Annotated in this window: 24 protein-coding genes, 1 tRNA gene and 1 pseudogene; 18 read left to right on the forward strand and 8 right to left on the reverse strand. The window is 57.7% G+C overall.

The window, feature by feature from the left end:
• The first annotated feature begins 188 nt into the window (after positions 1-188).
• The 7 genes from tyrS to AC1DFB_RS07820 all read left to right on the forward strand — a co-directional run bounded on the left by tyrS (position 189) and on the right by AC1DFB_RS07820 (position 9,327).
• Entirely contained in the window at positions 189-1,439 is a 1,251-nt protein-coding gene (gene tyrS / locus AC1DFB_RS07790) for a tyrosine--tRNA ligase (protein WP_480922596.1), read from the forward strand.
• Positions 1,440-1,901: 462 nt separating this feature from the next.
• Positions 1,902-3,824 carry a DUF3604 domain-containing protein gene (locus AC1DFB_RS07795; RefSeq protein WP_223117011.1) on the forward strand — a complete coding sequence of 641 codons (1,923 nt, stop codon included), beginning with the start codon at positions 1,902-1,904 and terminating at the stop codon, positions 3,822-3,824.
• Between the two features lie 158 nt (positions 3,825-3,982).
• Entirely contained in the window at positions 3,983-4,813 is an 831-nt protein-coding gene (locus AC1DFB_RS07800) for a peptidyl-prolyl cis-trans isomerase (protein ID WP_480886938.1), read from the forward strand.
• On the forward strand, positions 4,810-5,799 hold the full coding sequence (locus tag AC1DFB_RS07805) for a HupE/UreJ family protein (RefSeq protein ID WP_480922454.1): 990 nt from the start codon (positions 4,810-4,812) through the stop codon (positions 5,797-5,799). Before AC1DFB_RS07800 ends, AC1DFB_RS07805 begins: the two co-directional genes overlap by 4 nt.
• Positions 5,800-6,294: 495 nt before the next feature.
• Positions 6,295-7,845 (forward strand): trimethylamine methyltransferase family protein, encoded by a 1,551-nt coding sequence (locus AC1DFB_RS07810; RefSeq protein WP_480922455.1) that lies wholly within the window; start codon positions 6,295-6,297, stop codon positions 7,843-7,845.
• A 19-nt stretch (positions 7,846-7,864) separates the two neighbouring features.
• Entirely contained in the window at positions 7,865-8,596 is a 732-nt protein-coding gene (locus tag AC1DFB_RS07815) for an SDR family NAD(P)-dependent oxidoreductase (RefSeq protein WP_480922456.1), read from the forward strand.
• Positions 8,593-9,327 carry an SDR family NAD(P)-dependent oxidoreductase gene (locus AC1DFB_RS07820; RefSeq protein ID WP_480922457.1) on the forward strand — a complete coding sequence of 245 codons (735 nt, stop codon included), beginning with the start codon at positions 8,593-8,595 and terminating at the stop codon, positions 9,325-9,327. Before AC1DFB_RS07815 ends, AC1DFB_RS07820 begins: the two co-directional genes overlap by 4 nt.
• 12 nt (positions 9,328-9,339) lie before the next feature.
• On the opposite strand, the gene AC1DFB_RS07825 is transcribed toward AC1DFB_RS07820, so the two are convergent.
• Genes AC1DFB_RS07825 through AC1DFB_RS07840 form a run of 4 tightly spaced genes read right to left on the reverse strand, consistent with a single transcriptional unit; the run spans position 9,340 to position 13,812 of the window.
• Positions 9,340-10,680, reverse strand: a complete 1,341-nt coding sequence (locus AC1DFB_RS07825) for an NAD(P)/FAD-dependent oxidoreductase (RefSeq protein WP_480922458.1) — start codon at positions 10,678-10,680, stop codon at positions 9,340-9,342.
• Complete coding sequence (locus AC1DFB_RS07830) at positions 10,677-12,173, reverse strand: aldehyde dehydrogenase (protein ID WP_480922459.1); 1,497 nt, start codon at positions 12,171-12,173, stop codon at positions 10,677-10,679. Before AC1DFB_RS07830 ends, AC1DFB_RS07825 begins: the two co-directional genes overlap by 4 nt.
• 3 nt (positions 12,174-12,176) lie before the next feature.
• Positions 12,177-13,094, reverse strand: a complete 918-nt coding sequence (locus tag AC1DFB_RS07835) for a dihydrodipicolinate synthase family protein (protein WP_170422094.1) — start codon at positions 13,092-13,094, stop codon at positions 12,177-12,179.
• Positions 13,095-13,101: 7 nt separating this feature from the next.
• On the reverse strand, positions 13,102-13,812 hold the full coding sequence (locus AC1DFB_RS07840; protein ID WP_170734892.1) for a GntR family transcriptional regulator: 711 nt from the start codon (positions 13,810-13,812) through the stop codon (positions 13,102-13,104).
• A gap of 133 nt (positions 13,813-13,945) precedes the next feature.
• Between AC1DFB_RS07840 and AC1DFB_RS07845 the strand changes: the two genes are divergently transcribed.
• From AC1DFB_RS07845 to AC1DFB_RS07855, 3 genes are all read left to right on the forward strand, one after another.
• Positions 13,946-14,896, forward strand: coding sequence for a GlxA family transcriptional regulator (locus AC1DFB_RS07845; protein WP_170396693.1), 951 nt, complete (start codon positions 13,946-13,948; stop codon positions 14,894-14,896).
• Positions 14,897-14,970: 74 nt separating this feature from the next.
• Positions 14,971-15,726: a 3-hydroxyacyl-CoA dehydrogenase gene (locus AC1DFB_RS07850; protein WP_480922460.1), complete on the forward strand. Its 756-nt coding sequence runs from the start codon at positions 14,971-14,973 to the stop codon at positions 15,724-15,726.
• Positions 15,727-15,736: 10 nt separating this feature from the next.
• Positions 15,737-16,279 (forward strand): sugar O-acetyltransferase, encoded by a 543-nt coding sequence (locus AC1DFB_RS07855; protein WP_170509866.1) that lies wholly within the window; start codon positions 15,737-15,739, stop codon positions 16,277-16,279.
• Between the two features lie 71 nt (positions 16,280-16,350).
• Here AC1DFB_RS07855 and AC1DFB_RS07860 read toward each other — a convergent pair whose 3' ends face one another.
• From AC1DFB_RS07860 to AC1DFB_RS07870, 3 genes and pseudogenes are all read right to left on the reverse strand, one after another.
• Positions 16,351-18,159 (reverse strand): ABC-F family ATP-binding cassette domain-containing protein, encoded by a 1,809-nt coding sequence (locus AC1DFB_RS07860; protein WP_480922461.1) that lies wholly within the window; start codon positions 18,157-18,159, stop codon positions 16,351-16,353.
• 68 nt (positions 18,160-18,227) lie between these two features.
• Positions 18,228-18,961: pseudogene (locus AC1DFB_RS07865) on the reverse strand (GNAT family N-acetyltransferase).
• Positions 18,962-19,059: 98 nt separating this feature from the next.
• On the reverse strand, positions 19,060-19,536 hold the full coding sequence (locus AC1DFB_RS07870; RefSeq protein WP_170396685.1) for an outer membrane protein assembly factor BamE: 477 nt from the start codon (positions 19,534-19,536) through the stop codon (positions 19,060-19,062).
• 84 nt (positions 19,537-19,620) lie between these two features.
• On the opposite strand from AC1DFB_RS07870, the gene AC1DFB_RS07875 reads away from it, so the two are divergent.
• The 8 genes from AC1DFB_RS07875 (at position 19,621) to AC1DFB_RS07910 (ending at position 24,962) form a co-directional block, all read left to right on the forward strand.
• Positions 19,621-20,157, forward strand: a complete 537-nt coding sequence (locus AC1DFB_RS07875; RefSeq protein WP_480922462.1) for a YceD family protein — start codon at positions 19,621-19,623, stop codon at positions 20,155-20,157.
• A gap of 205 nt (positions 20,158-20,362) precedes the next feature.
• A complete protein-coding gene (rpmF, locus tag AC1DFB_RS07880) occupies positions 20,363-20,569 on the forward strand; it encodes a 50S ribosomal protein L32 (protein ID WP_008756996.1) in 207 nt (68 codons plus the stop codon).
• Positions 20,570-20,593: 24 nt separating this feature from the next.
• Positions 20,594-21,679, forward strand: a complete 1,086-nt coding sequence (gene plsX / locus AC1DFB_RS07885) for a phosphate acyltransferase PlsX (RefSeq protein ID WP_170396680.1) — start codon at positions 20,594-20,596, stop codon at positions 21,677-21,679.
• A gap of 24 nt (positions 21,680-21,703) precedes the next feature.
• Positions 21,704-22,675 carry a beta-ketoacyl-ACP synthase III gene (locus tag AC1DFB_RS07890; RefSeq protein WP_480922463.1) on the forward strand — a complete coding sequence of 324 codons (972 nt, stop codon included), beginning with the start codon at positions 21,704-21,706 and terminating at the stop codon, positions 22,673-22,675.
• A gap of 96 nt (positions 22,676-22,771) precedes the next feature.
• Entirely contained in the window at positions 22,772-23,074 is a 303-nt protein-coding gene (ihfA, locus tag AC1DFB_RS07895; protein ID WP_008755922.1) for an integration host factor subunit alpha, read from the forward strand.
• A gap of 18 nt (positions 23,075-23,092) precedes the next feature.
• Positions 23,093-23,683: a MerR family transcriptional regulator gene (locus AC1DFB_RS07900; RefSeq protein WP_480922464.1), complete on the forward strand. Its 591-nt coding sequence runs from the start codon at positions 23,093-23,095 to the stop codon at positions 23,681-23,683.
• 61 nt (positions 23,684-23,744) lie between these two features.
• Positions 23,745-23,821 (forward strand) — tRNA-Pro (locus AC1DFB_RS07905).
• 61 nt (positions 23,822-23,882) lie between these two features.
• Positions 23,883-24,962 carry a 2'-deoxycytidine 5'-triphosphate deaminase gene (locus tag AC1DFB_RS07910; RefSeq protein ID WP_170406356.1) on the forward strand — a complete coding sequence of 360 codons (1,080 nt, stop codon included), beginning with the start codon at positions 23,883-23,885 and terminating at the stop codon, positions 24,960-24,962.
• Positions 24,963-24,965: 3 nt separating this feature from the next.
• Here the strand turns inward: AC1DFB_RS07910 and AC1DFB_RS07915 are convergent, their stop codons facing one another.
• Positions 24,966-25,205: a hypothetical protein gene (locus AC1DFB_RS07915; RefSeq protein WP_480922465.1), complete on the reverse strand. Its 240-nt coding sequence runs from the start codon at positions 25,203-25,205 to the stop codon at positions 24,966-24,968.
• Between the last annotated feature and the right edge of the window lie 41 nt (positions 25,206-25,246).

Here is a 25,246-nt window from a genome sequence, read left to right on the forward strand (position 1 = left end):
TTCTTTCAGTGCGGACTGCACTTGCTCGCCAATGACTGGACATTCCGCGAGACTTAGGGAATTAGAAAGCCAGTCGCATGAATGTAACTTCCGTCGTGCGACCTAGCGGGTCTGGTTTTGAAATTACTGACCTAAGACTTACACCAGCCCTTGCAGAGAGGGCCAGAACACAAGGCCTGTTGAGCGTCATGACCTACCACCCCAAATCGGATTTCATCGCCACGATGATCGAGCGCGGCTTTCTCGCCGACTGCACCGATTATCAAGGCCTTGACGACGCTCTGATTTCTGGGGTGCAGACGGCTTATATCGGCTATGACGCCACCGCACAGTCGCTGCACGTGGGTCACCTGATGAACATTATGGTGCTGCGCTGGCTGCAAAAGACTGGACACAAACCGATCACCCTGATGGGTGGCGGCACCACCAAGGTGGGCGACCCCTCGTTCCGGTCAGACGAACGGCCCCTGCTGGGCCCTGAACAGATCGACGCCAATATCGCAGGCATGAAGCAGGTGTTCTCGAAATACCTGTCTTACGATGACAGCGAGACCGGCGCGTTGATGCTGAACAATGCCGAATGGCTGGATAGCCTGAACTACCTCGATTTCCTGCGCGATATTGGGCGGCATTTCTCGGTCAACCGGATGCTCAGCTTTGAATCGGTGAAATCGCGGTTGGATCGTGAACAGTCGCTGAGCTTTCTCGAATTCAACTACATGATCCTGCAGGCTTATGACTTCCTCGAACTGAACCGCCGATATAACTGCGTTCTGCAGATGGGCGGCTCGGACCAATGGGGCAACATCGTCAACGGCATCGACCTAACCCGCCGGGTGCTGGATCACGAGATCTATGGCCTCACGACCCCCCTGCTGACCACCAGCGATGGCCGCAAGATGGGCAAATCACAGGGCGGTGCGGTTTGGTTGAACGGCGACATGCTGAGCGCCTATGAGTTCTGGCAGTTCTGGCGCAACACGACCGACGCCGATGTGGGCCGGTTCCTGAAAATCTTCACCGAGCTTCCGGTGGACGAATGCGACCGCATGGCCGCGCTGCAAGGGTCCGAGATCAACGAGGCCAAAATTCGCCTCGCCAACGAAGTCACAACTCTGCTGCACGGTGCAGAAGCCGCTGCAACCGCCGAGGCGACCGCGCGCGAGGTGTTCGAAAAGGGCGGCGTTGGCGGAGACCTCCCGACCCTGACCCTCAGCGCATCAGAGCTGGGCGACGGCATGTCCATCGTGCAGCTGATCGTCAAATCCGGCCTCGCCAAATCCGGCAAAGAAGCCAAACGCCTGATCGCCGAAAACGGCGCCAAACTGGACGATGCTCCGCTGACTGATACGGGCCTGATGATCGACGCAAGCGCACTGTCCTCGCCCATCAAACTCAGCGCGGGCAAGAAACGCCACGCGCTGGTTCAATTGGGTTGATACAATCGGACGGCCACCTGCGGGCACCAGCGATAAATGGCAGATGTTGCACGTCGAGTAACTCGAACTGCAACAACTTTGGCCTACATCCTGCGAGATTCCGCTTCGAGCCTATAATGATCCATGTCGCGATAGCCCGGGATGTCATCTCATCGCCGCAATGCCAACTTTGCAAATTGTATACAGGCAGACGATGGGCATTCGCCAATCCAAACGGTGCTGAGTCGCAATTTCTCTAAAGCTTCCTTTCTCGATGTTGAGCACAACAATCTAGGAGATGGCTTATGGAGTTATTGTTAGACCAACTTCTTCAGACAAACTCCTAAGTGTACCATCGTGACAATGCCAAGAGCGGAATATCCCCACAAACGGAAAATTGATGTTATATAGAGAAATAGGAATATTAATTCTTGAGTTGCAGATCATCGGCACCACCGCGCTATCTTGATTTAGGAGTTCCATATGCTTCGAGCTTTTGTTTGTTCTATCTCACTAGGGCTGGCATCATCGACTGTCCTTGCAGATGCTGTTCCAAGTGAAGAAGCCGCGGCAGGCTTGTTCTCAGATCAACCGTATTCTCCGTATGCCGAGCGCACTTTCCCCGAGCGACCGCTGTGGGGAGACACGCATCTTCACACCGGGCTTTCGCTGGACGCAGGTGCTTTTGGGAACACTCTGTTGCCTGATGAAGCATGGCGCTTTGCAAAAGGTGAACAGGTTACTTCTTCAACGGGTCAACCGGTAAGACTGGCCCGGCCTCTGGACTGGATGGTTCTTACGGATCACACTGACCTAATGGGATTCGCCCCTGACCTTCAGGCTGGCAAGCCAGGCGTTCTTGCCGATCCGAAAGGTTTGGAATGGTACGAAGGTTACAAGGCAGGCGGCGAAGAGGCCGGCAAAGCGGCGTTCGATATCATTACCAATTTCTCGCAAATGACCCTGCCAGAAGTCCTTCTGGACTCCTACAGCCCGGGTGCTGACGCTTTTGCTTTTACATGGGAGCAAATCGTTCTGGCTGCGGAAGAACATAACGACCCCGGCAATTTCACGGCGTTCATAGGGTTCGAGTGGACTTCCGTACCCAAGGGCTTCAACCTGCACCGGAATGTTATGCTGCGCGATGGGCCCATCAGGGCGCTTCAGATGGTGCCGCCAGTCACGCAACCGCCCTTTGGTGATACCGACCCAAGAACGCTGTATTCATGGCTAGATGACTATCAAGAAAAAACGGGTGGTCGCGCGGTAGCTTTCGCCCATAATGGCAACCTGTCGAACGGATGGATGTTCCCGACCGAAGACACCTATCACGGTGGCAAGGTCGACGAGGAATATGTGGCTGCCCGCGCAAAATGGGAACCCCATTACGAAGTCACTCAGATCAAGGGCGATGGCGAAGCGCACCCCTATCTGAGCCCCGACGACGAATTCGCGGATTACGAAAACTGGGACGTTGGCAACCTCGACATAACCGAGCTGAAAACTGATGACATGCTGGCCGGCGAGTACGCCCGAGAAGCCTTGAAGCGCGGTTTGTTGTTGGAAGATAAGTTCGGCGTGAACCCATATAAGTTTGGCATGGGTGGCGCGACGGACAGCCATACGTCTCTGGCAACTGCTGAGGAAGACAACTTCTTCGGAAAATCCGTCAGCGTTGAACCTTCGGCCACGAGAATAAAGCATCCTTTCATCGCCAACGATCTTGGCGAAATTCCTGGCGACCTCCTTGTAGCTTCCGGGTACACGGCCGTTTGGGCGACCGACAATACCCGCGCTGCGATCTTCGATGCGTTCAAGCGGCGCGAAACCTACGCGAGCACTGGACCGCGGATTGGTCTACGGTTCTTTGGCGGATGGGATTTCGATGACGCTGATGTTGAAACTCGCTTCCTTGCGGATGTGGGCTACACAAAAGGTGTTCCAATGGGTTCGGATCTGCGACCTCGCGAGGGTGAAGGTCCGCCCACATTCCTGATCGCTGCTCTGCGCGACCCGGTCGGGGCCAACCTGGATCGTGTACAGGTGATAAAGGGATGGCTCGATTCCGAAGGTGCTTTGCAGGAAAACGTCTATGACGTGGCATGGTCGGACAACCGTGTTGCCGATCAAAACGGCAAGATCCCTGCGGTTGGGAATACCGTGGATCTGGAAACCGCCAGCTGGACCAATACAATTGGAACCGCCGAACTGGTAACCGTTTGGTCTGATCCTGATTTCGATCCAAATGCGCGGGCATTCTATTACGTACGTGCGCTCGAAATCCCAACCCCACGCTGGGTGTTGTACGACAAACTGAGGTTTGGTGCGGAGCTGCCGGAAGATGCGGTACTTACGCATCAGGAGCGCGCGTATTCCTCGCCGATTTGGTACACGCCGGCAGAGTGACCTTACTTCGTGCAGATTTGGGGACCCAGATCGCAATCACTAACTCGGGACGCTCTTATGATAAGCGGCGCACCTTGAGTTGCAATTCCTTGTGTTATTCAACTGCCTGATGCCAGCATAAAACATAATGCCGTATCGCGTTTCACGCAGGAGCCTTCATGCGAATAGTGAAAGAACCTCTGTTCCATTTCTTCTTGATCGGAGCTGCCATATTCATTTGGTTCCACATAATATCACCAGATAACGACGCCGCTGCAGATCCGGAGACGATAGCGATAAGCGAAAGTGATGCCGCGCTGTTAGCTTCACAGTTCGAAGCGAGGTGGAAACGCCAGCCAAGCGGTTCTGAGCTACAAGCGTTGGTCGACGCTTCAATTCGCGAAGAAGTTTTAGTTAGGGAAGCAAGAAAGCTTGGCTTGGAACGCGGAGATAGCGTGATCAGGTCGCGGCTGAGCCAAAAGATGGATTTTCTGACCGAAGCCATCGCCGCTTCAGTTATTCCAGAAGACGAAGATCTAGAGGCTTTTCTCCAACAAAACACGGACCGCTACGCGACACCCAATAAGGTCGCGTTCACTCAAGTTTTTCTTGGTGAAGGACCAAGTGAGACCGAGATTGAAAGGGCACTGGCCGCCTTGCGTGCGGAACAGGAGACTTCCGGCTTGGAAAGCGCGACACTACTGCCTGCATCAATGCCCCTAACCGCGACACGGGTAATCGACTCGGTCTTTGGAACCGGATTTTCCAATGGTCTCTCCAATCTCGAAAAAGGTCAGTGGATGGGGCCGGTCCAATCAGGTTACGGCATCCATCTGGTGAAAGTGCTTGCCATTGAACCAAGCCGGATACCTCGCTTGCAAGAGATCCACAGTGTGGTGCTTCGTGATTGGCGTCGCGCCATGAGCGAAGATTTGGCGCAGGCGCAATACGAGGCTCTTGCCGACAATTATGAGATCACAGCACCCGATCTCACAGGTCAGGTCAAATGAACTTCATCTTCGGCTTGATGTTTGCTCTGTTGTTCACGTGGCCCACGGGATACGCCAACGCGCATGCGCTTGATCCGGGATACTTGGAAATTCGACAAATCACTACGGACACTTGGAGTGTTCATTGGCGAAAACCAGATGTTTATGGTCAACCAATGGCGATTGATGCGGTGTTACCGGATGGCTGTACACCCTCACACGGCCCTGACCCAATCTCCGATGGGCGAGCGTGGGTTTCTTCCTGGGTTGTCGAATGCCGTGCTGAGATCGCGGGCCAATCCATCGAGGTCGACGGACTGGCGGCACAAAAGAACGACGTTTTGGTCCGTGTGCATCCTCTGCACTCCGAGCCTGCCACGCTTCGTTTCACCCCGGATGCTGCCATCCAAAACATACCTTTTGAACAGACAACATGGTCTGTTTTCATAGCCTATTTTCAGTTGGGTTATGAACACATACTAGAAGGCTGGGATCACCTGCTGTTTGTCTTTGCACTGTTTGTTTTGGTCCCTGATCCGTGGAGACTGGCGGGAGCAATCACGGCATTCACCTTGGCACATTCAATAACACTGGCACTGGCAACGCTGGGATTTCTGAATGTCCCCGGCCCGCCGGTCGAGGCCGTCATTGCGCTTTCTATCGTTTTTTTGGCAATGGAAATTGTTAAGGGCGGTGACGGGCGTTTTCGACTTTCAAAACAAAAGCCCTGGATCGTTTGTTTCGGATTTGGGCTTTTGCACGGCCTTGGTTTTGCAGGCGCTTTGTCCGAGATAGGACTTCCCTCCAACGATATTCCTGCAGCCTTGTTTGCCTTCAACCTAGGCGTCGAAGCTGGTCAGTTGAGCTTTGTCGGAGCTTTGGCACTTCTTGTCGCGATCTGGCGATTGATGGCACGTCCAGTTAGCCAAAGGGCGACTGTGATTGCCGCTTATGGCATCGGGTCGGTATCGATGTACTGGCTCATAGAACGTTTAAGTGGGTTCTAAAGCGATTTACCTCGATGTCGTTGAGGTGGTAGATCGGCTCAAGGCACTAGTCGATTGCGAAGCGCGCAAATTGACCGGATGCAGGTGCAACCGCGCAGAATAGGTTGCGAAAAAAAGCCGACTTCATCGCATGCCCAACGTTAGTTTACCTAAGCGGCCATAGTTGCTCCCTGTACAAACTGCGGATCGGGTATGTCCGCATTTGGTTGCGAGTGTTCATTGAAACCAAACAAGTGAAGGGTAGCTTTGTCCGCTGAGCAGACATTGAGCAATGTCATACACGAATGTCCTGACAAAGGCATTTTCGGAATCGTTTTTGTCTGATGGTACTGAAACCCAAATGGGCGTAAGACTAACAATACTACTCTATGGGCTGACTTCGAGTGGTTATTTACACTTGTGATATTTCGGCGTCGCATTTCGCAACAGTCTTTCGCATTCCTGCATGTGGACCTCACCCTTTCCGTTCCACTCTGAACAGGAAGGAGGCACCATATGACCAGAACTGCCACAGCCACACGTACCGGAGGGCGCTCAGCCCGGCGCGCCATGCGCACCGCTCCAAACTTCGAGATGCTGCCGGGGCTGACCCGCGGCATTCCGTTATGCAAAGTGATGGACGGCGCACAGGTTGAACGCATTGATGCGGCCTCGATGGATATTCTGGAAAACGTGGGTGTCCAGTTCCGTGACCCCATCGCGCTGGAAGACTGGAAGAAGGCTGGTGCCAAGGTAGAAGGCGAGCTCGTCTATCTGGATCGTGGTCTGGTGCGCGAGTTGATCGCGACCATTCCGTCAGATTTCACCTACCACGCGCGCGATCCGAAAAAGAACGTGCGGCTGGGCGGTAAACACTCGATCTTCGTGCCGATGACCGGTGCGCCCTTCCTGCGCGATCTGGAAGATGTGCGCCGCAACCCGACGCTGGACGATCTGGCGATGTTCCACAAGCTCAGCCATATGTTGCCCGCGCTGCATTCCTCGGCCCATCACATCGTGGAGCCCTATGATCACCCGATCAGTCAGCGGCATCTGCGGATTACCTATTCGTCAATGAAGCACTCTGACAAAACCTTCATGGGCATGACCACCAGCCCCAAGAATGCCGAAGATGTCATGGAGATGTGTGCCATCCTGTTCGGCGAGGATTTCCTTGAAGATCACCCGGTCACCACTGGCAATTGCAACGGCAATTCGCCGCTGGTTTGGGATGAAACCATGCTGGGCGCGATGCGTGCCTTCTGTCGCCGAAAGCAGCCGGTGTTGTGCTCGCCCTTCGTTCTGGGCGGGGCCAATACGCCTGCCAGCGTTCCGGCGACCGTGGCGCAACTGAATGCCGAGGCGCTCAGCGCGCTGGCCTATACGCAGGTGATCCGCAAGGGCGCGCCCGCGATCTACGGGCACTACCTGTCGACCGTCTCGATGAAATCCGGCGCGCCGATGGCAGGCACGCCCGAGATCAGTCTGATGAACTTCATGATTGGACAGATGGCCCGGTATTACGAAGTGCCTTGGCGTACCTCAAACACTCTGGGCGGAGCCAAGACGTTCGACGCGCAGGCAGGCTATGAATCCGCAACCACTCTGCAGGCCGTGATCCATTCCGGCGCCAACTACATCTGGCATTCGGCGGGCTGGAACGAGGCCGGGATGCACTGCTCGACCGCCAAGTTCATCGTTGACGCAGAACAATGCGCCATGGCCTATCGCATGGCCGAGGGCCCGAAATGGGGCGATTTCGATCAGGCCGTTTCGGCAGTCGGTGATATCGGTCCGGGCGGGCATTACCTTGGGCATCCGCATACGCAGGACAATTTCCAGAGCGCATTCTTCATGCCGGATATGTTCGACAACAACTCGATCGAACAATGGCAGGCTGAGGGTTGTGTTGAAATCACCGAACGCGCCCTGAAACACGCCCACAAGCTGCTGGCCGAGTATCAGGAACCAACGCTCGATATCGCCAAGAACGAAGAGCTGCTGGATTACATCGCCCGGCGCGAGCGTGAAATACCGGCTGCGGATGAGCTGAACCAGTCCTACTAAATCCCGGGGAGGTACACGAATGAGGTTCGCTGAAAAAACCGCACTCGTCACAGGGGCGTCGGGCGGGATCGGGGCCGCCATCGTCAGCCAGCTGCGGGCCGAAGGCGCGCGTGTGGCTGTTGCTGACCGCGATGTGGGCAGCCTTGAAGCCGAGGCGCATCTGCCCGGCGATCTGCGCGATCCCGACTATTGCGACGGGCTGGCCTTGGCCGCGCATCAGGCGCTGGTTGGTCTTGATATCGTGATCAACAATGCAGGCGTGATCACCCGCGGCCCGGTGACTGAAACATCCGATGAGGATTGGGCCCTTTCCGTCGGAGTGAATGTCGAGGCCCCTTTCCGTATCTGCCGCGCTGCGATTCCAATCATGGCGGCGGCGGGTGGCGGTGCTATTGTGAACACTGCCTCGTGCTGGGGCCTTCGACCTGGCCCGGATCATGCGGTGTACTGCATGACCAAAGCGGCCATTGCCAGCCTCACCCAATGCATGGGGCACGATCACGCCAATCAGGGCATCCGCATCAACGCCGTTTGCCCGAACGAGGTGAACACACCGATGCTGCGTTCGGGCTTTGCCAAACGTGGGTTCGATCCTGATACGGCGATTGCCGAGCTTGGGAAGTCGGTGCCTTTAGGGCGTATCGCCGAACCCGAAGATATAGCCGAAGTGATCCTTTTTCTCGCCTCGGATTCGGCGCGCTACATGTGTGGTGCTCTGGTCGAAGTGAATGGGGGCAAGCCGGTACAATGAAAAGATTTGCAGGAAAAACAGCGCTCGTGACCGGTGGCCGCAGTGGCATCGGACAAGCCATCGCCCGGCGGCTGCGCGTAGAAGGGGCTAATGTCTACACTGCGCAGCGCGGTAAAGATGATGAGTTCCCCTCTATCCCGGCGGATTTTGCAAACCCGGAATGCCCGGCGCAGATCGTCAAGCAGGTCGTGGGCAGCGCGGGCCAGTTGGACGTACTGATCAACAATGCAGGCATGATGCAGGAGGCCTCCGTCAACGACATGCCGCTTGAAGATTGGCAACGCAACCTCATGGTCAACCTGACCGCCCCGTTCCTGCTGATCCAGGCTGCACTGCCACATCTGCGCAAAACCAAGGGCAGCATCGTCAATATCGGCTCGGTCGAGGGGTTGGGCAGCAACCCCGGCCATGCCGCCTACTGCGCCTCTAAGGCCGGGCTGCATGGGCTGACCCGCGCGGTTGCCGTGGACCACGGAGCAGAAGGCATTCGCTGCAATGCAGTGGCACCGGGCTGGATCGACACAGACCTCAACATCGATTTCATCGAGAGCATGAACGACCCCGGCGCATTCCGCCGGGATATCGCCCGCATTCATCCCGTTGGCCGCACCGGCGACCCGAAAGAAGTCGCCGCACTGGTCGCGTTCTTGGCAGCCAAGGAAGCGGGTTTTGTCACCGGTCAAATTTACACGATCGATGGCGGACGGATGGCAAAGCTCAGCCTGCCCTGACCAGCCTGCAAGCTATTCCGCCCCTGATCGCCACTCTTTCCAGCGCAGATACGCATTGGCCCCAACCGATGCGAAGGGCTCGGGTGGCAAACGCGGTGGCATCGGTTGCGCCAGAAAATGATCTGCAATCTGGGAGTCTTTCCCCTTCACAAGCTCTGCCACGCCCATTCCCTGCAATGTTCCTCGCGCTATACCCAATCCGTTTTGACAGCAGGCGGCATATACACCCTGCTCAATCTCACCGAATGCGGCCGAGCCATTGCGGCTAAGACACAGCATCCCAGCCCAACGGTGCTGCATCTGTACATTCGGCAAGTTGGGAAATCGCTCCTGAAACTTACGATCGTGCACCGCGCCTGCCCGATTCAAATGGCTGTCGCTGCTGTGGATTTCAGGATGAAAGCTTGAACAGGTCCGGATCAGGATGCGATCCCCATAACTGCCCGAAACCCGCCGGACCGAAGTGCCCATCGGATCCGCTGGCGTTACCGACCAGCGTGGCTGTCCGCCCAGCGTGGCGATCTGATCTGGCGTCAGCGGTTCCGTTATCGACGCGTAGAGGCAGATGTGCATCAGACGCCGCTGGTAAAACCCAAAGCTTTCCAGGTGACCATTCGTTGCCATCACGATCCGCCCCGTCGAAACCCGCGCGTGTTCGGTCTCGACCACCCAGCCACCGCCTTGTTTGCGAAACCCGGTCACGGCAGAGTTTTCATAAACATTAATCCGCCCAGCCAGATGCGTTGAGAGAGCCCGCACATAGGCTGCGGGCTGGATCATCACCGTCCCGGGCGCAAACAGACCAGATGTGTAATGCGGGCTGCCTGTCAGCGCCTGCATCTGCTGTGCATCATAAAGCTCGTGGGGCTCTCCCAATCGTGCCAAATGCACTGCGTAGTCTGCGTTGTGCCGATCACCCGCTGCGGTCGCTGCAGCGTTGATCTTGCCGCACGGGTCGAACATCTCCGGCGACAGGTCGCACTCAGCGGCTACCCGGGTCGCAAAGGAAATCGCCTGGCGATTCAGCGCGATTGTGGCCCGATCTGCGTCCAGCCCATCGCTGGCGTAATTGTCCGAGGCCAAGTCATGCGGCAGATCGATCATGAACCCCGAGTTGCGCCCGGCAGAGCCTTCCGCAAAGCGCCCAGCCTCAAGCACCACAACCTTCAGCGTCGGATCAAGCTGATGCAGCCTCAGCGCTGCGGACAGCCCGGCAAAACCACCGCCGATGATGGTCACATCTGCTGTCTGGTCTTGCTCAAGCCGAGGCAGGTCTTGCTGCAGAGGCAGGATGGCATTCCATCCTGCCACGCCGGTTTGCCGGGGCAAACGTTTGGCGGTGTAGATCGTCAATCTACCGCCTCATCTTCGTCATCGGCCAGATCAATCCAGATGGTTTTCAGCTGGGTATACTGATCATGGGCGTGAACCGAGTTGTCCCGGCCACCAAACCCGGACTGCTTGTAGCCACCAAAGGGTGTGGTGATATCCCCTTCACCAAAGCTGTTGATCGTGACGGTACCCGCCCGGATCGCCCGCGCGCCTCGGATGGCGCGTTTGGCGTTGGCTGTGAAGATCGAAGCACACAGGCCATATTCAGTGTCGTTGGCAATGCTGATCGCCTCGTCAAAGCCAGAGACTTCGATCACCGACAGAACCGGGCCAAAGATTTCCTCGCGCGCCAGCGTGGCATCGTTTCCGGGCACCTCGACCACCGTGGCTTCAACGAACCCATTCTCCGCCTTGCCACCAATCAGCACAGTCTTGGCCTGATCCAGATAGCCGCACACCTTGGAATAATGCCCCTCGCTGACAAGCGCGCCCATACGCGTTTCCGGATCCAGCGGGTCGCCGACATTCCAGTGCTTGGCATGATGCGCGATCCGTTCCAGCAGTTCTGCCTTCACGTCTTTATGCACGATCATCCGCGATGAGGCCGAGCAATTCTCGCCCATGTTCCAGAACGCACCATTGACGACATGCGCTGCCACCCGGTCCAGATTTTCCGCATCGTCCAAGACGATGGCCGGGTTCTTACCACCCATCTCAAGCACCACCTCCTTGGCATTGCTTTCAGCGGAATAGCTCAGGAACTTCTTTCCCGTCACGGTCGAGCCCGTGAAGGACACCATGTCGATATCCAAATGCCGCCCGATGGGTTCGCCCACCTCGGCGCCACCGCCGGGCACCACATTCAGCACACCGCGCGGCAACCCGGCCTCAGACGCCAGCTCCGCCACCTTTAATGCGGTCAGAGAAGTCTCGGCCGCCGGTTTCACCACCACCGAACAGCCCGCCGCCAGCGCCGGCCCGATCTTCCACGCCAGCATCAGCAAGGGGAAGTTCCACGGCAGGACCAGCCCAACCACGCCGATGGGCTCACGCACGACCATGGCGATGTGGTCATCACTGGCCGGGCTGACCTGATCATAGATCTTGTCGATCGCCTCGGCATGCCATTTCAGGCAGTGGATCGTCTCGGGAACATCAACGGTTTCGCAATCAAAGATGGTCTTGCCGCTATCGATGCTCTCCATCACCGCCAGTTCCCGCGCGTTGCGGGTAAGCAGCTTGCACAGGCGGATCAGAATGTCCTTGCGATCCGAGGGGTGCATCTTTGACCAACGCCCGTCGTCAAAGGCTTCTCGCGCCTTTTCGACCGCAAAATCCACATCCTCCGATCCGCAGGCAGCAATGCTGGTCAGCACAGCCCCGGTGGCTGGATTGATAGTGTCGAACACCTGTCCCGAGATCGAGGGGCGATAACCGCCGTCGATGAAAGCGCCCGTCGGCAGATCCAGATGCGCAGCGATGGATTCATATTCGTCTTTCGTCAGCAAGCCCATGCCTTAACCCTCCGCCACGATATCTGCGATTTTGCGTTTCAGAACGCGCGTCACCTGCTCCAGCGCGCGTTTGTCATCCTTGTTCAGCCCTTTGAGCGGAGGTCTCACCATCCCAGCATCGATCCCGTTCATGGTCACCCCATACTTGATCGTCTGGATGAATTTGCCGCCCTGCTCCAGCACCCGCATCAGCGGCATCAGCGCGCTCATGATGCGGCGGCCTTTGGCAAAGTTGCCCTCGATCACACAAGCCTGATACAGCGCCACGTGTTCGGCAGGCAGAAAGTTCGACCCGCCACAGACCCAGAACGGCGCTCCCCAGGCGAAGAACTCCAGCGCCTGATCATCCATGCCACAACCAAGTTGGATATGCGGGTAGTCCCGCGCCAGCAGATGCACCCGGTTGATATCGCCCGAACTTTCCTTGATGCCACAGAAATTCCGGCTGCGGCCTACGCGGTCCAGAAACTCTTCCCCCATCATCGTGCCGGTCCGGTGCGGATAGTTGTACAGCATCACCGGCAGGTCAGCCGCCTTGTCGATTGCCAGCGCATTCAGCGCATTCTCGCGGTCGGTGGGCACCGAATACGGCGGGCTGGCCAACAAGATCGCATCTGCGCCTAGGTCTCGCGCACCTGAGGCTAAAGCGACGGAATCCCCGGTCAGCATCGCCCCCGTTCCCACAACCAGAGGCACACGCCCCTTTAGTTGTTCATGCGTAAAGCGCGCCAGTTCCAGCCGCTCATCGACGGTCTGCGCATAGTTTTCGCCGGTGGACCCGCCCGAGATCAGCCCGTGCACACCATTCTCGATCAGGTACTCGATCACCTCGGCCAACGCGTCCCAGTTCACGCCACCATCCGCCGCGTAGGGTGTCACCACCGGCGTATAAATACCCTCAAATCTGAAGATCGGAGTCATGTGTCCCTCATGCAGAAGTCTTACCGGGGACCTGCCCCAGCGGAAAATCCAACCCCTCGGGCATCACGAACAGCTCGATCTGATCGCGTGACAGGGTCCAGTGGTCGTCGGCCAGCTGCGCAGCAGCCGCCTCATCGCCCGTCTCGATGGCGGCGATGATGGCGTCATGCTGGTCGCTCGCCTCTGAAAGGTTCTCAGCCATTCGTGCGGTCTGCGGGCGATAAAATGTCATCCCGATCCGCGCGTGATCGATCAGCAACCGGTTGAACGATGGGGATAAATAGACATTCCCCGCCATCTCTCCGGTCACCTCGTGAAACCGGGTATTGGCCAGCGTCCGCTCCTCAGCCGAGCCTGTACGCAAGGCTTGCCGAAACGTCTCTTGCGCCTCTTTCAACTGATCGATCTGATCGTGCGTCGCATTCGCCGCGGCCAGACGCAGCACCGCGCCATAGACCATCGGCGCAACCAGAAAGAAATCGCGTAGCGTGGTATGAGACATCTCTGACACCCGCGCCCCGCGATGGGTGCGCAGGTCCAGATACCCCTCACCGGCCAACTGCCGGAACACTTCGCGCAAAGGCGTGCGCGACAGGCCAAAGGCCTGCGACAGCTGCGCCTCGTCCAAATCCTCTCCGGGACGCAAACGCAGGGTCAGAACCGACATCTTCAGATGCTCAGCCAACGCCTCTTTTGGTGATTTCCCTTCGTCCCTCATCCGATCCCCTTCATCACGATCCCGCGAATCGATAGCTTGCCCTCTGGTATCGTATAAAAATACATGTTGTATACAGTTAGTTTTCGTGCAGCATGCAGAAAACTGTCAGAACGCCCTGATTCCGGTCCTATCGATGAGCCAAACACAGCACTACGCCTTCATACTGGTCGAGGAATTCTCGCATCTCGCCTTCTCCTGCGCGGTCGAGCCATTGCGGATCGCAAATTTGCTGGCCGAGGAAGATCTTTATCGATGGTCCTTCCTGTCCGAACACGCAGAGCATGCGGTCTGTTCAAACGGATCGGTCACTTTGGTGCATGGCGGATTGGGATCTATCCCAAAATGTGACCAACTGTTTGTTCTGTCAGGAATAAACATGCGCAATCACGTCTCGCGTCCGCTGCTCGCAACCCTGCGCCGAGAGCGGGCACGGGGCACCAATATCAGCGCCTTGTGTTCCGGTGCATGGCTGCTGGCCGAGGCCGGATTTTTGGATGGGATGCAGGCAGCGATCCATTGGGAATACCATGATGCTTTCATGGAGGCCTTCCCCGAGATAAACCTTGTTCGCAGCGTCTTTGTCGCCGACGAAAAACACATGACCGCCTCGGGTGGCACCGCAACCGCCGATCTGATGCTGCACCTGATCGAACGCGACCACGGTCACGATCTATCAGTCGCAGTGGCCGATCAAATGGTCTATAACGCCGTGCGCAACGCCACCGCCGATCAGCGCGTTTCGCTGCAATCGCGCAACGGGATGCGGAACGCGCATCTGGCCAAGGCAATCCACATCATGACCGACAATATCCAAAGCCCGTTGTCCCCCTCGGTCATTGCCAGCGATATCGGCATCTCAACCCGGCAACTGGAGCGCCTGTTTGGGAAATTCCTGAACACCTCGCCTAAGAAATACTTCATGGAATTGCGGCTGGACCGCGCCCGCAATCTGCTGTTGCAGACCGAATCTTCGGTGACCGAGGTCGCCTTTGCCTGCGGTTTCGAAAGCGCCGGCCATTTCTCGCGTGTGTACCGGGCTGCGTTTGGCGTCACGCCGATGCAGCAGCGCAGCAGGCTTGATTGATCAAAGCTGTGACTGGACAGGAGGCCATGGTTGGGATTATCTGAACAAGTGTTCAGATCAGGAAGGAACCCGCCATGCAACTCACAACCACAGCTGCGGTGATCACCGGCGGAGCCTCCGGCCTGGGTGAAGCCACAGCCCGTCACTTTGCCGAGAACGGCGCGCAGGTCACAATCCTTGACCGCGACGCCGAGCGTGGCCCGCAAGTCGCGGCTGAAATCGGCGGACATTTCGCACAAACCGATGTGACGGATGAGGCCTCGGTCGCTTCAGCGATTGCACATGCTATGGACAAGATGGGTCGCATCACCGCCGCAGTGAACTGCGCCGGAATCGCGATTGGAGCTAAGACTGTGGGCAAAGACGGCCCCCACCCTCTGCGGGCGTTCCAGCGTACCATCGACATCAATCTGGTCGGTTCCTTCAACGTCTCGCGTCTTGCTGCCGCAGAGATGGCAAAGAATGACCCCGAACCGGATGGCGCGCGCGGCGTGATTATCAACACCGCCTCGATCGCGGCCTTTGACGGGCAAAAAGGTCAGGCGGCCTATGCAGCCTCGAAAGGCGGCGTGGTCGGCATGACCCTACCCATGGCACGCGATCTGGCCTCGACTGGTATCCGTGTGATGGCCATCGCACCGGGCATCTTCATGACCCCGATGCTGGCCGGCCTGCCTGAAGAGGTGCAGCAACAGCTTGCGGCGGACGTCCCCAACCCTGCTCGCCTCGGCGACCCGCGCGAATACGGTCGTCTGGCCGGGTTCATCGTTGAGATGGGCTACCTGAACGGAGAGGTCATCCGCATCGACGGTGCCCTGCGGATGCGCTAAGACGGGTTTCATGACCGAGCGGCAGAAAATGGCGGCAGGCGAGTGGTATTGCTGCCTCGACCCCGAACTGGAAGTGCTTCGTATGAAAGCACGCCGCGCGGTCCATGCCCACAACACCTGCCCGCCCGATGACCGAGGGGCTATAGCTCCCGAATTGGCGGCGCTCTTTGCGGGGATCGGGCAAGATTGCTATTTTGAGGCTCCGTTCCACTGCGCTTATGGAATGAACCTGTCGCTGGGCGACCGGGTTTATCTGAATGCGGGCTGTGTCATTCTCGACACCGCGCCTGTTCGCATCGGCAGTGACTCGATGCTCGGCCCCACGGTGCAGATCTATTGCGCCCAACACGCCAAAGACCCAGCCCTGCGCGCACAGGGTCTGGAAATCGACCACCCGGTGACAATCGGCGAAAACGTCTGGATCGGCGGCGGCGCGATCATAATGCCCGGCGTCACGATCGGAGACCGCGCCATCGTCGGTGCAGGCAGCGTCGTCACGAAGGACGTCCCTGCCCGAGCAACTGTTGTTGGTAACCCCGCCCGCCCCATTTGAGCACGCGCAAACCGGTGCATAGGTTTGTACAACTCAGACAATCTAGTCGATTGAGGTTGTACAACTCGGACTCAACCGGCTTCGGCCTTCTCTTCAAGCATCAGCCACTCTTCCTCAGCCGCTGACAGTTTTTCCTGCCGTTCGACCAGGGCATCGGTTGCCTTCTGGAACTTGATCGGTTCGCGTGTGAACAGCTCAGGATCAGACATCAGTTCTTCGAGCTTGGCGATCTCGGCTTCAAGGCGCGCGATCTCTGCTGGTAGCTTCTCAAGTCGGTGTTTCTCCGAGAACGACAGCCCTGCTTTTGACTTCGCTTCTTGCTTCACTTTCGGCTTTGAAGGCCTTGCTTTTTCTTCCTTTTTCGCAACTATATCACCTCGCTGAGCGATGTAATCTGACCAACCACCAGCATAGACGGTCGCGCGCCCGTTGCCCTCCATGGCGATGGTTGTGGTTGCAACCCGATCCAAAAAATCCCTATCGTGGCTGACGAGCAGCACCGTTCCATCATAGTCGTCCAGCAATTCCTGCAGCAGATCCAGCGTTTCAACATCCAGATCGTTGGTCGGTTCGTCCAGCACCAGCAGGTTCGATGTTTTCGCCATCAGTTTCGCCAACAGCAACCGGGCTTTTTCCCCACCGGACAAGGACTTAACAGCCGCTCTTGCCTGCGCGTCATCGAACAGAAACTCTTTGAGATAGCCCACTACATGCTTGGGTTGGCCGCCCACCATCACCTGATCGGCCTTGCCCGAGACTCGCATCTCGGGATCGCCGGTCAAGCTGTCCCACAGGCTCATTTCCGGGTCCAGCTGTGCCCTCGCCTGATCGAACACGGCGATCTCAAGGTTAGTGCCCAGCACCACCGAACCCTCGTCTGGTTCAACCTGACCTAGCAGCATTTTCAGCAACGTCGTTTTGCCCACACCGTTAGGCCCAACAAAGGCCACACGGTCGCCGCGCTGAACCAGAAGATCGAAATTGCGCACGATCTGCTGAGAGTCAAATGCCTTTGAAACGCCAGTAGCCTCGATGACCTTGCGGCCTGATTTCGGACCGGATTCCAACGTCATGGCAGCCGATCCCTGACGTTTGATCTGCGCTGCACGCTCGGCGCGCAAGGCTTGTAGCGCCCGAACACGACCCTGATTGCGCTTGCGGCGGGCGCTGATACCCTCGACGGCCCATCGCGCCTCGGACTTGATCAAGCGGTTCAGCTTGTGGCGCTGCTGATCCTCCTCTTCCCAGACCTTGTCCCGCCAGTTTTCAAAGGCCGCAAAGCCCTGTTCTTGCCGCCGCACAACTCCGCGATCGATCCACAGCGTCGCACGGGTCAACGCACGCAGGAATGCGCGATCATGCGAGATCAAAACATAGGCGGCGCGGGTCGAGCCCAACTCACGCTCCAACCACGCAATCGCCTCGATATCCAGGTGGTTCGTCGGTTCGTCCAGCAACATCAAGTCAGGCGCCTCGGCCATCAGCTTGGCCAAGGCGGCGCGTCGCCTTTCCCCACCCGAAGCGGTTTCGACCGCACGCTCAGGGTCGAATTTCAGCCCTTCGCCCGCGCGTTCGACCTTATACAGCTCGCCCGGTTCCAACCCGCTTGAGGCATAGTCTCCAAGCGTCGCGAATCCCTGCATTCCGGGATCCTGCTCCATGTAACCCACTGATTTACCCGGAGGGATGACGATTTCACCCTGATCGGCCTCGACCAGCCCGGCCATCACTTTCATCAAGGTGGATTTGCCAGACCCGTTCCGCCCGACCAGCGCGACGCGATCACCGGGTTGAACCACAAGGTCCAGATCGGAAAACACCGGATCACCCCCGAACGTCAGAGAGATACCGGACATCTGCAATAAAGGAATTCTCGCCATACCCGCCAGCTAAACCGGCCAAAGCAAGGCGTCAACGCCCCAACTTCACCTTTTCCCAGATACTCAAATCACCCAGCCACCGCGCGCAGCAACCGTTTACGAGCTGGGGGAATTGCTCCGATTTCAAGGCCAGTGAACACATGCAGGGTGTTCATGTGCCTGTCCACCACCGCATGATCGCTGACCCACCCCCCATCATCAGATAGGTGCGCAACAAGGGCGGCATCCTAAGCATCGCCTGTTTTACATCGGGGCGTCGGCGCAAACGCGCCGCAAAGCGAAACACATCCGGCGCCTTGACTCGTGGCAACCAACGCCTTGGTGCCAGATGCCGGTGTTTGAGCATCGCAAAAGCGTCAAGATATTCGGCAGTTTCTGTTCCAGCGAATGACGAACAACCAAACAGCATTTCGATCCCGTTCTGATCGACATACGCCGTCATTGCGCCCCACGCGACACGCAAGATATCCGGATCATTGTAGTCCGGGTGGATACAGAACCGACCCATCTCGACCATCGGTCCGGTAAAATCGCGTAGCGCCGACAGGTCATAGAACTGTGCCGAGTAGCTGAGTCCGATTTCAAAGCCGCCCTGCATTGTCAGCATACGGAAACAGCACACCAACGCCCCACCGGCCTGCAGATCTTCGACCAGAACATGGGCGCAGCGTTCGTCAAAAGCATCACAATCCTGACCATCAGTAGCAAAGGTCAGCATCCTCAGCGTCTGCGCCGCCGCCACGTCTTGCTCGGTTTGCGCCAAGCGGGCGCGATATCGGCCCTTGTCCAACAAAACCGCCATGGTCGCATCCTCCTGCGGTTGCTGACCGGTCACATCTGTCTGGTCCTTACTACAGAATGTGTGACTGTCCTGTGACCACTGCAAGAGAATTGGTCGCTTTAGTTGTTTGCGCCAGGAATATTTGCCGGGTTGAAGTTACCGATGTTACCCAGAAGCTGACGCAGGAAGCCTTTGTCTTCCACGTTGGAATCGGTCACGCGACGATCCAGCACGATGACATAGCCGTCTTCCAGGCCGAACCGCTCGATATTGCGAACGACGCCGCGCTGATCAAAGCTGATCGCGACCAGTTCACGTGAAACGACCTCGGGTCGTTTGGGCCCATAATGACGGACGCGCGAGGCGACATAGTAATAGCCCGAATCCCGCACCACGCCCGCCGAGCTGGGCGCGCCGATGGTTTCTTCAACACTATCGCGGGTATCGACGCCGACCTTGATTTTGGCCAGATCCTCTGGCGGAGGCACGTAGCCGTGATTCTTGAAGATTGGTGAACATGCGCCCGCGACCGCCAGACAGGCCGCAAAGACAAGCGTTTTCGACGCTGGTTTCAACCTGTTCAAACCCTTCAACATGCACATCCTCTTGCCATGGCCCCTTGCGGACCCTATCCGATTACAGAAACCAAGGCTCCGGTTCAACACAGGAAAACCTCACGAATGAGCAACCAGACATCTTTACGCGTCGCAGACCTGCCGCAAAACGCTCCGACCCCGTTTGAGTTGCGCCCGACCGGCGACGCGCTGGAGGTCATAAAACAAGAGCTCGGCCTGCTTGGCCTGCGCAAGCTCAGCTTTGTCGGCGAATTGCGCGCGCAGGGCAAACGGGATTGGATGCTTTCTGGCAAGCTGGGCGCAACGGTGATCCAACCTTGTGTCGTGACGTTGGAACCAGTGACCACACGCATCGACACCCCGGTGAGTCGCGTCTTTGTGGCCGATTGGAGCGATCCGGAGGAGCCCGAGTTCGAAATCCCCGAGGATGACGAGACCGAACCGCTTGGGCCCGAGATCGATCCTGCGCTAATCATGGTTGAAGCGCTGTCGCTGGCCCTGCCCCAATATCCACGGAAGGATGGAGTCGAGCTGGGCCAGATAGACTATACCGAACCGGGCAAACAGGCCCTCACAGATGAGGATGTAAAACCCTTCGCTGGTTTGGCGGGGCTTCGGGATGCGATGAAAAAAGACGAGTGACAGGCGAGGGATTTCCTGTCATAGCAGGCCGTCAGAAAAACCGCTTGAACATGACGAGAATCGCAGTATTTTCGCGCGCTCATTGGAATTTGGGTTGGACATTGCGGGGCAAGCCCCTTAAACGCGCGTCAAACCACGAGAAAACAAAGTACGTAACCCGGCTGACAGCGAATCTGTCAGCCCATATCAGACAAAGGTTGAGACCATGGCCGTCCAACAGAACAAAGTTTCCAAGTCGCGTCGCAACAACCGCCGCGCACACGACGCTCTGGTTGCTGCAAACCCGAACGAATGCCCGAACTGCGGCGAGCTGAAGCGCCCACACCACGTTTGCGCATCTTGCGGCCACTATGACGATCGTGAAGTCGTCGCTCAGGCCGACGAAATCGACCTGGACGAAGACGCGGCCTAAGCCTGATTGGACGCAGGCCAAGGCATGACGGATCAGCCCACGCAGACCGGACGGATCATCATCTCGGTTGACGCTATGGGCGGAGATTCGGGCCCTGCCGTCGTTGTGGCGGGCATTGCAAAATCTGCGGACAAGAACCCGAAGATCGGGTTCATCCTGCACGGTCAGGAACAGGAACTACGTAAGCTGGTTGCCAAACGGCGTGTCCTTGATGGGCGCGTCGTTTTTCGTGATTGCCCGGACGTGGTCACGATGGAAGACAAACCAAGCCAGGTTGTCCGCAGCGGCAAGAGCACGTCGATGTGGTCCGCTCTGGAAGCGGTGCGTGCAGGTGAAGCGCACGGCGCGGTGTCCTGCGGCAATACGGGCGCGCTGATGGCCATGTCCATGTTGCGGCTGCGCAAGCTGCCCGGCGTGAACCGCCCTGCCATCGCGATCCTGTGGCCCTCGCGCAATCCGCATGGGTTCAACGTGATGCTGGACGTCGGCGCAGATGTGCGCGCTGATGCCAAGGACCTTTTGCAATACGCGCTGATGGGGGCTTCATACGCGCGCAACGGTATGGCGCTCAGCCGCCCTCGGATCGGGTTGCTGAATGTCGGCACCGAAGAACACAAGGGCCGCGCCGAACTGAAAGAAGCCCATGCGATGATTTCGGACTTTGCCGATCAGGCGAATTTCGAATTCGTGGGCTTTGTCGAAGGCAGCGATATCCCCGGCGACAAAGCTGACGTGATCGTGACTGACGGGTTCACCGGCAATGTCGCCATTAAAACTGGTGAAGGCACCGCGAACCTTATCGGTGATTTGCTGCGTGAGGCGTTCAAATACTCGCCTCTATCCCGGCTGGCCTCGATCCTGGCAATCACCTCGTTGAATCGTCTGAAAAAGCGGATAGACCCGCGCCGCGTCAATGGCGGCGTGTTCCTGGGACTCAACGGAACCGTGGTGAAATCCCACGGCGGAGCGGACGCAACCGGCGTTTCCGCAGCGGTTAAGCTGGCCTTCACTCTGGCTGAATCCGGTTTCGCCGAAAAATTGGCGGCACGGGTTGCATCAACAGCCGCACTTGCACAAGATGCGGCCCATTCCGTGTCTCAATCGGAATAATAACAAAAAAGGCAGTACCCCAGCATGGCAGGCCGCTCAGTTGTTGTAGGTGTCGGGCATTATTTGCCAGAGCGCGTTGTACCGAACTCTGAGTTCGAGAAAACGCTGGATACGACGGACGAATGGATTCGCACCCGGTCCGGGATCGAGCGGCGACACTTCGCGGCCGAGGACGAAACCACTTCCGATCTGGCCACCAAAGCGGCCGAAGCTGCACTGGCTGATGCCGGACTGACGGCGGATGATATCGACGCGATTGTGCTGGCAACCTCCACAGCTGATTTGACCTTTCCTTCGGCGGCAACCATGGTTCAGGCCCGGTTGGGCATGACCAAAGGTTTTGCCTTCGATGTACAGGCGGTCTGCGCTGGGTTTGTCTTTGCGCTCAGCAACGCCAACGCCCTGATCCTGTCCGGTCAGGCCAAGCGCGTACTGGTGATCGGCGCCGAGACCTTTTCACGAATCATGGACTGGACCGACCGGTCGACCTGCGTGCTGTTTGGCGATGGCGCGGGCGCACTGGTTCTGGAAAAGCAAGAGGGTCAGGGCACTTCGGATGATCGCGGTATTCTTGCGACCGACTTGAATTCGGACGGACGCTACAAAGACCTTCTCTATGTTGATGGCGGGGTTTCGACCCAATCCACCGGCCACTTGCGGATGCAGGGCAATCAGGTCTTCCGTCATGCGGTCGAAAAACTGGCCCGAACCGCAGAAGTCGCGCTGGAGCGTGCAGGTCTGTCCAGCGACGATGTTGACTGGATCGTGCCGCATCAGGCCAATATCCGCATTATTCAGGGCACCGCCAAGAAGATGGGCCTGCCGATGGATAACGTTGTGGTCACCGTTCAGGACCATGGCAACACATCGGCAGCCTCCATCCCTCTGGCCCTGTCGGTGGGCAAGCAAAACGGCCAGATCAAAACCGGCGATCTGATCGTTACAGAGGCGATTGGTGGCGGTCTGGCCTGGGGTGCGGTCGCACTGCGTTGGTGACCGGCACAATCCGGCTTACAGAGCCTCCTGCAATTCATTGATATTGACAGCGAATTTTGCATAGCCATATGCTCAGACATCAACAGGGGAAAAAGCATGGGCGACAAAACACTGACCCGAATGGATCTGAGCGAGGCCGTCTTTCGTGAGGTTGGCCTGTCACGCAATGAAAGCGCACAGCTGGTCGAAAGCGTTCTGAACCACATGTCTGACGCGCTGGTGCGTGGCGAACAGGTCAAGATTTCGTCCTTCGGCACCTTCAGCGTTCGGGACAAAACCGCCCGTATCGGTCGCAACCCTAAAACCGGTGAAGAGGTTCCGATCCAGCCGCGTCGTGTGCTGACATTCCGTCCGTCGCACCTGATGAAGGATCGCGTCGCCGCAGGGAACCGCAAGTAAGTTCAGGACATCCAGGTTATGAGTAAGTCCCCCGATGCCTTTCGCACCATAAGTGAAGTTGCGGACTGGCTCGGAGTTCAGGCTCATGTGCTGCGTTTCTGGGAAAGCCGGTTTACCCAAGTCAAACCCGTCAAACGCGCCGGTGGGCGGCGATATTATCGCCCCAATGATATGCGTCTGCTGGGCGGTATCAAGAAACTGCTACACGAGGACGGGATTACCATCAAAGGTGTTCAGCGTATCCTTCGGGAACAGGGCGTTGCGCATGTTGCATCGCTGTCACCTAGCCTGGACGAAAACGCGCCAGCACCCAGCATCGACGATACTGTGGTTCCGTTCGCTTCAGCGCCGGAACCATCCGCAAACCAGATCGACATGGATTTGGGCGAACCCGCCCATTCCCCTGCCCCGAGGGCTCCGAAACCCGTCACAACCCCCGAACCCAAACCGATACCGGCTGAGCTGGATGCAGCGCCGCTGATGGGTGGTATTGCCTCGCTGGCATGGAATCGTGACGAGTATGACAATGAGCTGTTGCACCAGATTGCACCCATCGCCAAGGACCTGCGCAGGTGGCTGAATCGCGTCGAACACCACACGGCGGGATAGCAAAAAAGGCGATGATTTCCTCTTGCCCCCGCCGGGAAAGTCTTTATGAACACCTCAACGTCGGGCTATGGCGCAGCCTGGTAGCGCGTCCGTCTGGGGGACGGAAGGTCGCAGGTTCGAGTCCTGCTAGCCCGACCAAATCACACCGACGTTTATGGCACATAGGCCAGATCCCGCTCTGGCAGCAGAGGGGATCGAGATGACAGGTGTTTGCCCAAACCAACAGCTTGAGGCGATGATTGCACGCGCTGAGATCGCCGCAAGCCCGGATATCATCCCTGCACAAGTGCAGCCGGCAAGCCTTGATCTACGTTTGGGCACAGTGGCTTACCGGGTGCGCGCGTCCTTTCTGGCGGGCGAAGGGCGTTCTGTCGCAGACCGGCTGGCCGAGTTTGAGATGCACCGCATCGACATCACTGAAGGCGCTGTTCTGGAAAAGGGCTGTGTCTATCTGGTGCCGCTGATGGAATCACTCGCCCTGCCCGATGACGTCAGTGCGGTGGCCAATGCCAAAAGCTCGACCGGGCGGCTCGACTTGCTCACGCGCACGATCACCGATGGCGGAACCGAGTTTGATCGGGTTCCCGCAGGCTACACAGGTCCGCTTTATGCCGAGATCTGCCCGCGATCGTTCTCGGTTCTGGTGCGCCCCGGAATGCGTCTGAATCAGATCCGTTTCCGCAAAGGTCAGGCGGTACTCAGCGACGCCGAGCTGACCGCGTTGCATGGTCAAACGCCGTTGGTTGATGGGCCAGCCGTCATTCAGGACGGGTTGGGGTTTTCGGTCGATCTGCAACTGCCCGATACCGATCTGGTCGGCTATCGCGCCAAGCCCCATACCGGGGTGATCGATCTGGATCGGATCGGCGAATACGACCCGCAGGAATACTGGGAAGAGGTGCATACCAAGGACGGTCGCATCATCCTCGACCCCGGCGCGTTCTACATTCTCGTCAGCCGCGAAGCGGTGCATATCCCGCCAATGTATGCTGCTGAAATGGCCCCATATCTCGCTATGGTCGGCGAGTTCCGGGTACATTACGCCGGATTCTTTGACCCGGGCTTTGGACATGCCGAAGCAGGCGGTGCCGGATCACGCGGGGTGCTGGAAGTGCGCTGCCACGAAGCGCCATTTGTGTTGGAACACGGACAAGTCGTCGGGCGCCTGGTTTATGAGAAGATGGCCGAAATGCCGACGCAACTATATGGCGCGGGTATTGCTTCGAACTATCAGGGTCAAGGACTGAAACTGTCCAAGCATTTCAAAGCTGTGGGCTGAGTTTCAGAACTTCATGAACCGACGCATCTGACGCGACACCTGCCGCATCTGCTTTGCGCTTTGATTTTGGCGCTTGGCCGCATCGCGCACCTGGCGATCCGCCTCGGGGCCATTCTCAACATCAGACTGCCCCGGTTTGCGGCCCACCTTGCTGGCCATATCAATACCCTTGTCCACACCGTGGTTCACCAGGCGACGCATCACCCGGCGCACGATCATATCGATGATCCGATTGGCATTCATTGGCTCAACTCCGTTTCCTGCACCCTATGATAGGCGGGATC

The organism is Ruegeria sp. S84, assembly GCF_056583445.1.

What these genes read in the sequence shown, in the direction of transcription:
- tyrS (WP_480922596.1), top strand. Translation starts at nt 189, where the DNA reads ATGACCTACCACCCCAAATCGGATTTCATCGCCACGATGATCGAGCGC.
- AC1DFB_RS07795 (WP_223117011.1), top strand. Translation starts at nt 1,902, where the DNA reads ATGCTTCGAGCTTTTGTTTGTTCTATCTCACTAGGGCTGGCATCATCG.
- AC1DFB_RS07800 (WP_480886938.1), top strand. Translation starts at nt 3,983, where the DNA reads ATGCGAATAGTGAAAGAACCTCTGTTCCATTTCTTCTTGATCGGAGCT.
- AC1DFB_RS07805 (WP_480922454.1), top strand. Translation starts at nt 4,810, where the DNA reads ATGAACTTCATCTTCGGCTTGATGTTTGCTCTGTTGTTCACGTGGCCC.
- AC1DFB_RS07810 (WP_480922455.1), top strand. Translation starts at nt 6,295, where the DNA reads ATGACCAGAACTGCCACAGCCACACGTACCGGAGGGCGCTCAGCCCGG.
- AC1DFB_RS07815 (WP_480922456.1), top strand. Translation starts at nt 7,865, where the DNA reads ATGAGGTTCGCTGAAAAAACCGCACTCGTCACAGGGGCGTCGGGCGGG.
- AC1DFB_RS07820 (WP_480922457.1), top strand. Translation starts at nt 8,593, where the DNA reads ATGAAAAGATTTGCAGGAAAAACAGCGCTCGTGACCGGTGGCCGCAGT.
- AC1DFB_RS07830 (WP_480922459.1), bottom strand. Translation starts at nt 12,173, where the DNA reads ATGGGCTTGCTGACGAAAGACGAATATGAATCCATCGCTGCGCATCTG.
- AC1DFB_RS07835 (WP_170422094.1), bottom strand. Translation starts at nt 13,094, where the DNA reads ATGACTCCGATCTTCAGATTTGAGGGTATTTATACGCCGGTGGTGACA.
- AC1DFB_RS07840 (WP_170734892.1), bottom strand. Translation starts at nt 13,812, where the DNA reads ATGAGGGACGAAGGGAAATCACCAAAAGAGGCGTTGGCTGAGCATCTG.
- AC1DFB_RS07845 (WP_170396693.1), top strand. Translation starts at nt 13,946, where the DNA reads ATGAGCCAAACACAGCACTACGCCTTCATACTGGTCGAGGAATTCTCG.
- AC1DFB_RS07850 (WP_480922460.1), top strand. Translation starts at nt 14,971, where the DNA reads ATGCAACTCACAACCACAGCTGCGGTGATCACCGGCGGAGCCTCCGGC.
- AC1DFB_RS07855 (WP_170509866.1), top strand. Translation starts at nt 15,737, where the DNA reads ATGACCGAGCGGCAGAAAATGGCGGCAGGCGAGTGGTATTGCTGCCTC.
- AC1DFB_RS07860 (WP_480922461.1), bottom strand. Translation starts at nt 18,159, where the DNA reads ATGGCGAGAATTCCTTTATTGCAGATGTCCGGTATCTCTCTGACGTTC.
- AC1DFB_RS07870 (WP_170396685.1), bottom strand. Translation starts at nt 19,536, where the DNA reads ATGTTGAAGGGTTTGAACAGGTTGAAACCAGCGTCGAAAACGCTTGTC.
- AC1DFB_RS07875 (WP_480922462.1), top strand. Translation starts at nt 19,621, where the DNA reads ATGAGCAACCAGACATCTTTACGCGTCGCAGACCTGCCGCAAAACGCT.
- rpmF (WP_008756996.1), top strand. Translation starts at nt 20,363, where the DNA reads ATGGCCGTCCAACAGAACAAAGTTTCCAAGTCGCGTCGCAACAACCGC.
- plsX (WP_170396680.1), top strand. Translation starts at nt 20,594, where the DNA reads ATGACGGATCAGCCCACGCAGACCGGACGGATCATCATCTCGGTTGAC.
- AC1DFB_RS07890 (WP_480922463.1), top strand. Translation starts at nt 21,704, where the DNA reads ATGGCAGGCCGCTCAGTTGTTGTAGGTGTCGGGCATTATTTGCCAGAG.
- ihfA (WP_008755922.1), top strand. Translation starts at nt 22,772, where the DNA reads ATGGGCGACAAAACACTGACCCGAATGGATCTGAGCGAGGCCGTCTTT.
- AC1DFB_RS07900 (WP_480922464.1), top strand. Translation starts at nt 23,093, where the DNA reads ATGAGTAAGTCCCCCGATGCCTTTCGCACCATAAGTGAAGTTGCGGAC.
- AC1DFB_RS07910 (WP_170406356.1), top strand. Translation starts at nt 23,883, where the DNA reads ATGACAGGTGTTTGCCCAAACCAACAGCTTGAGGCGATGATTGCACGC.
- AC1DFB_RS07915 (WP_480922465.1), bottom strand. Translation starts at nt 25,205, where the DNA reads ATGAATGCCAATCGGATCATCGATATGATCGTGCGCCGGGTGATGCGT.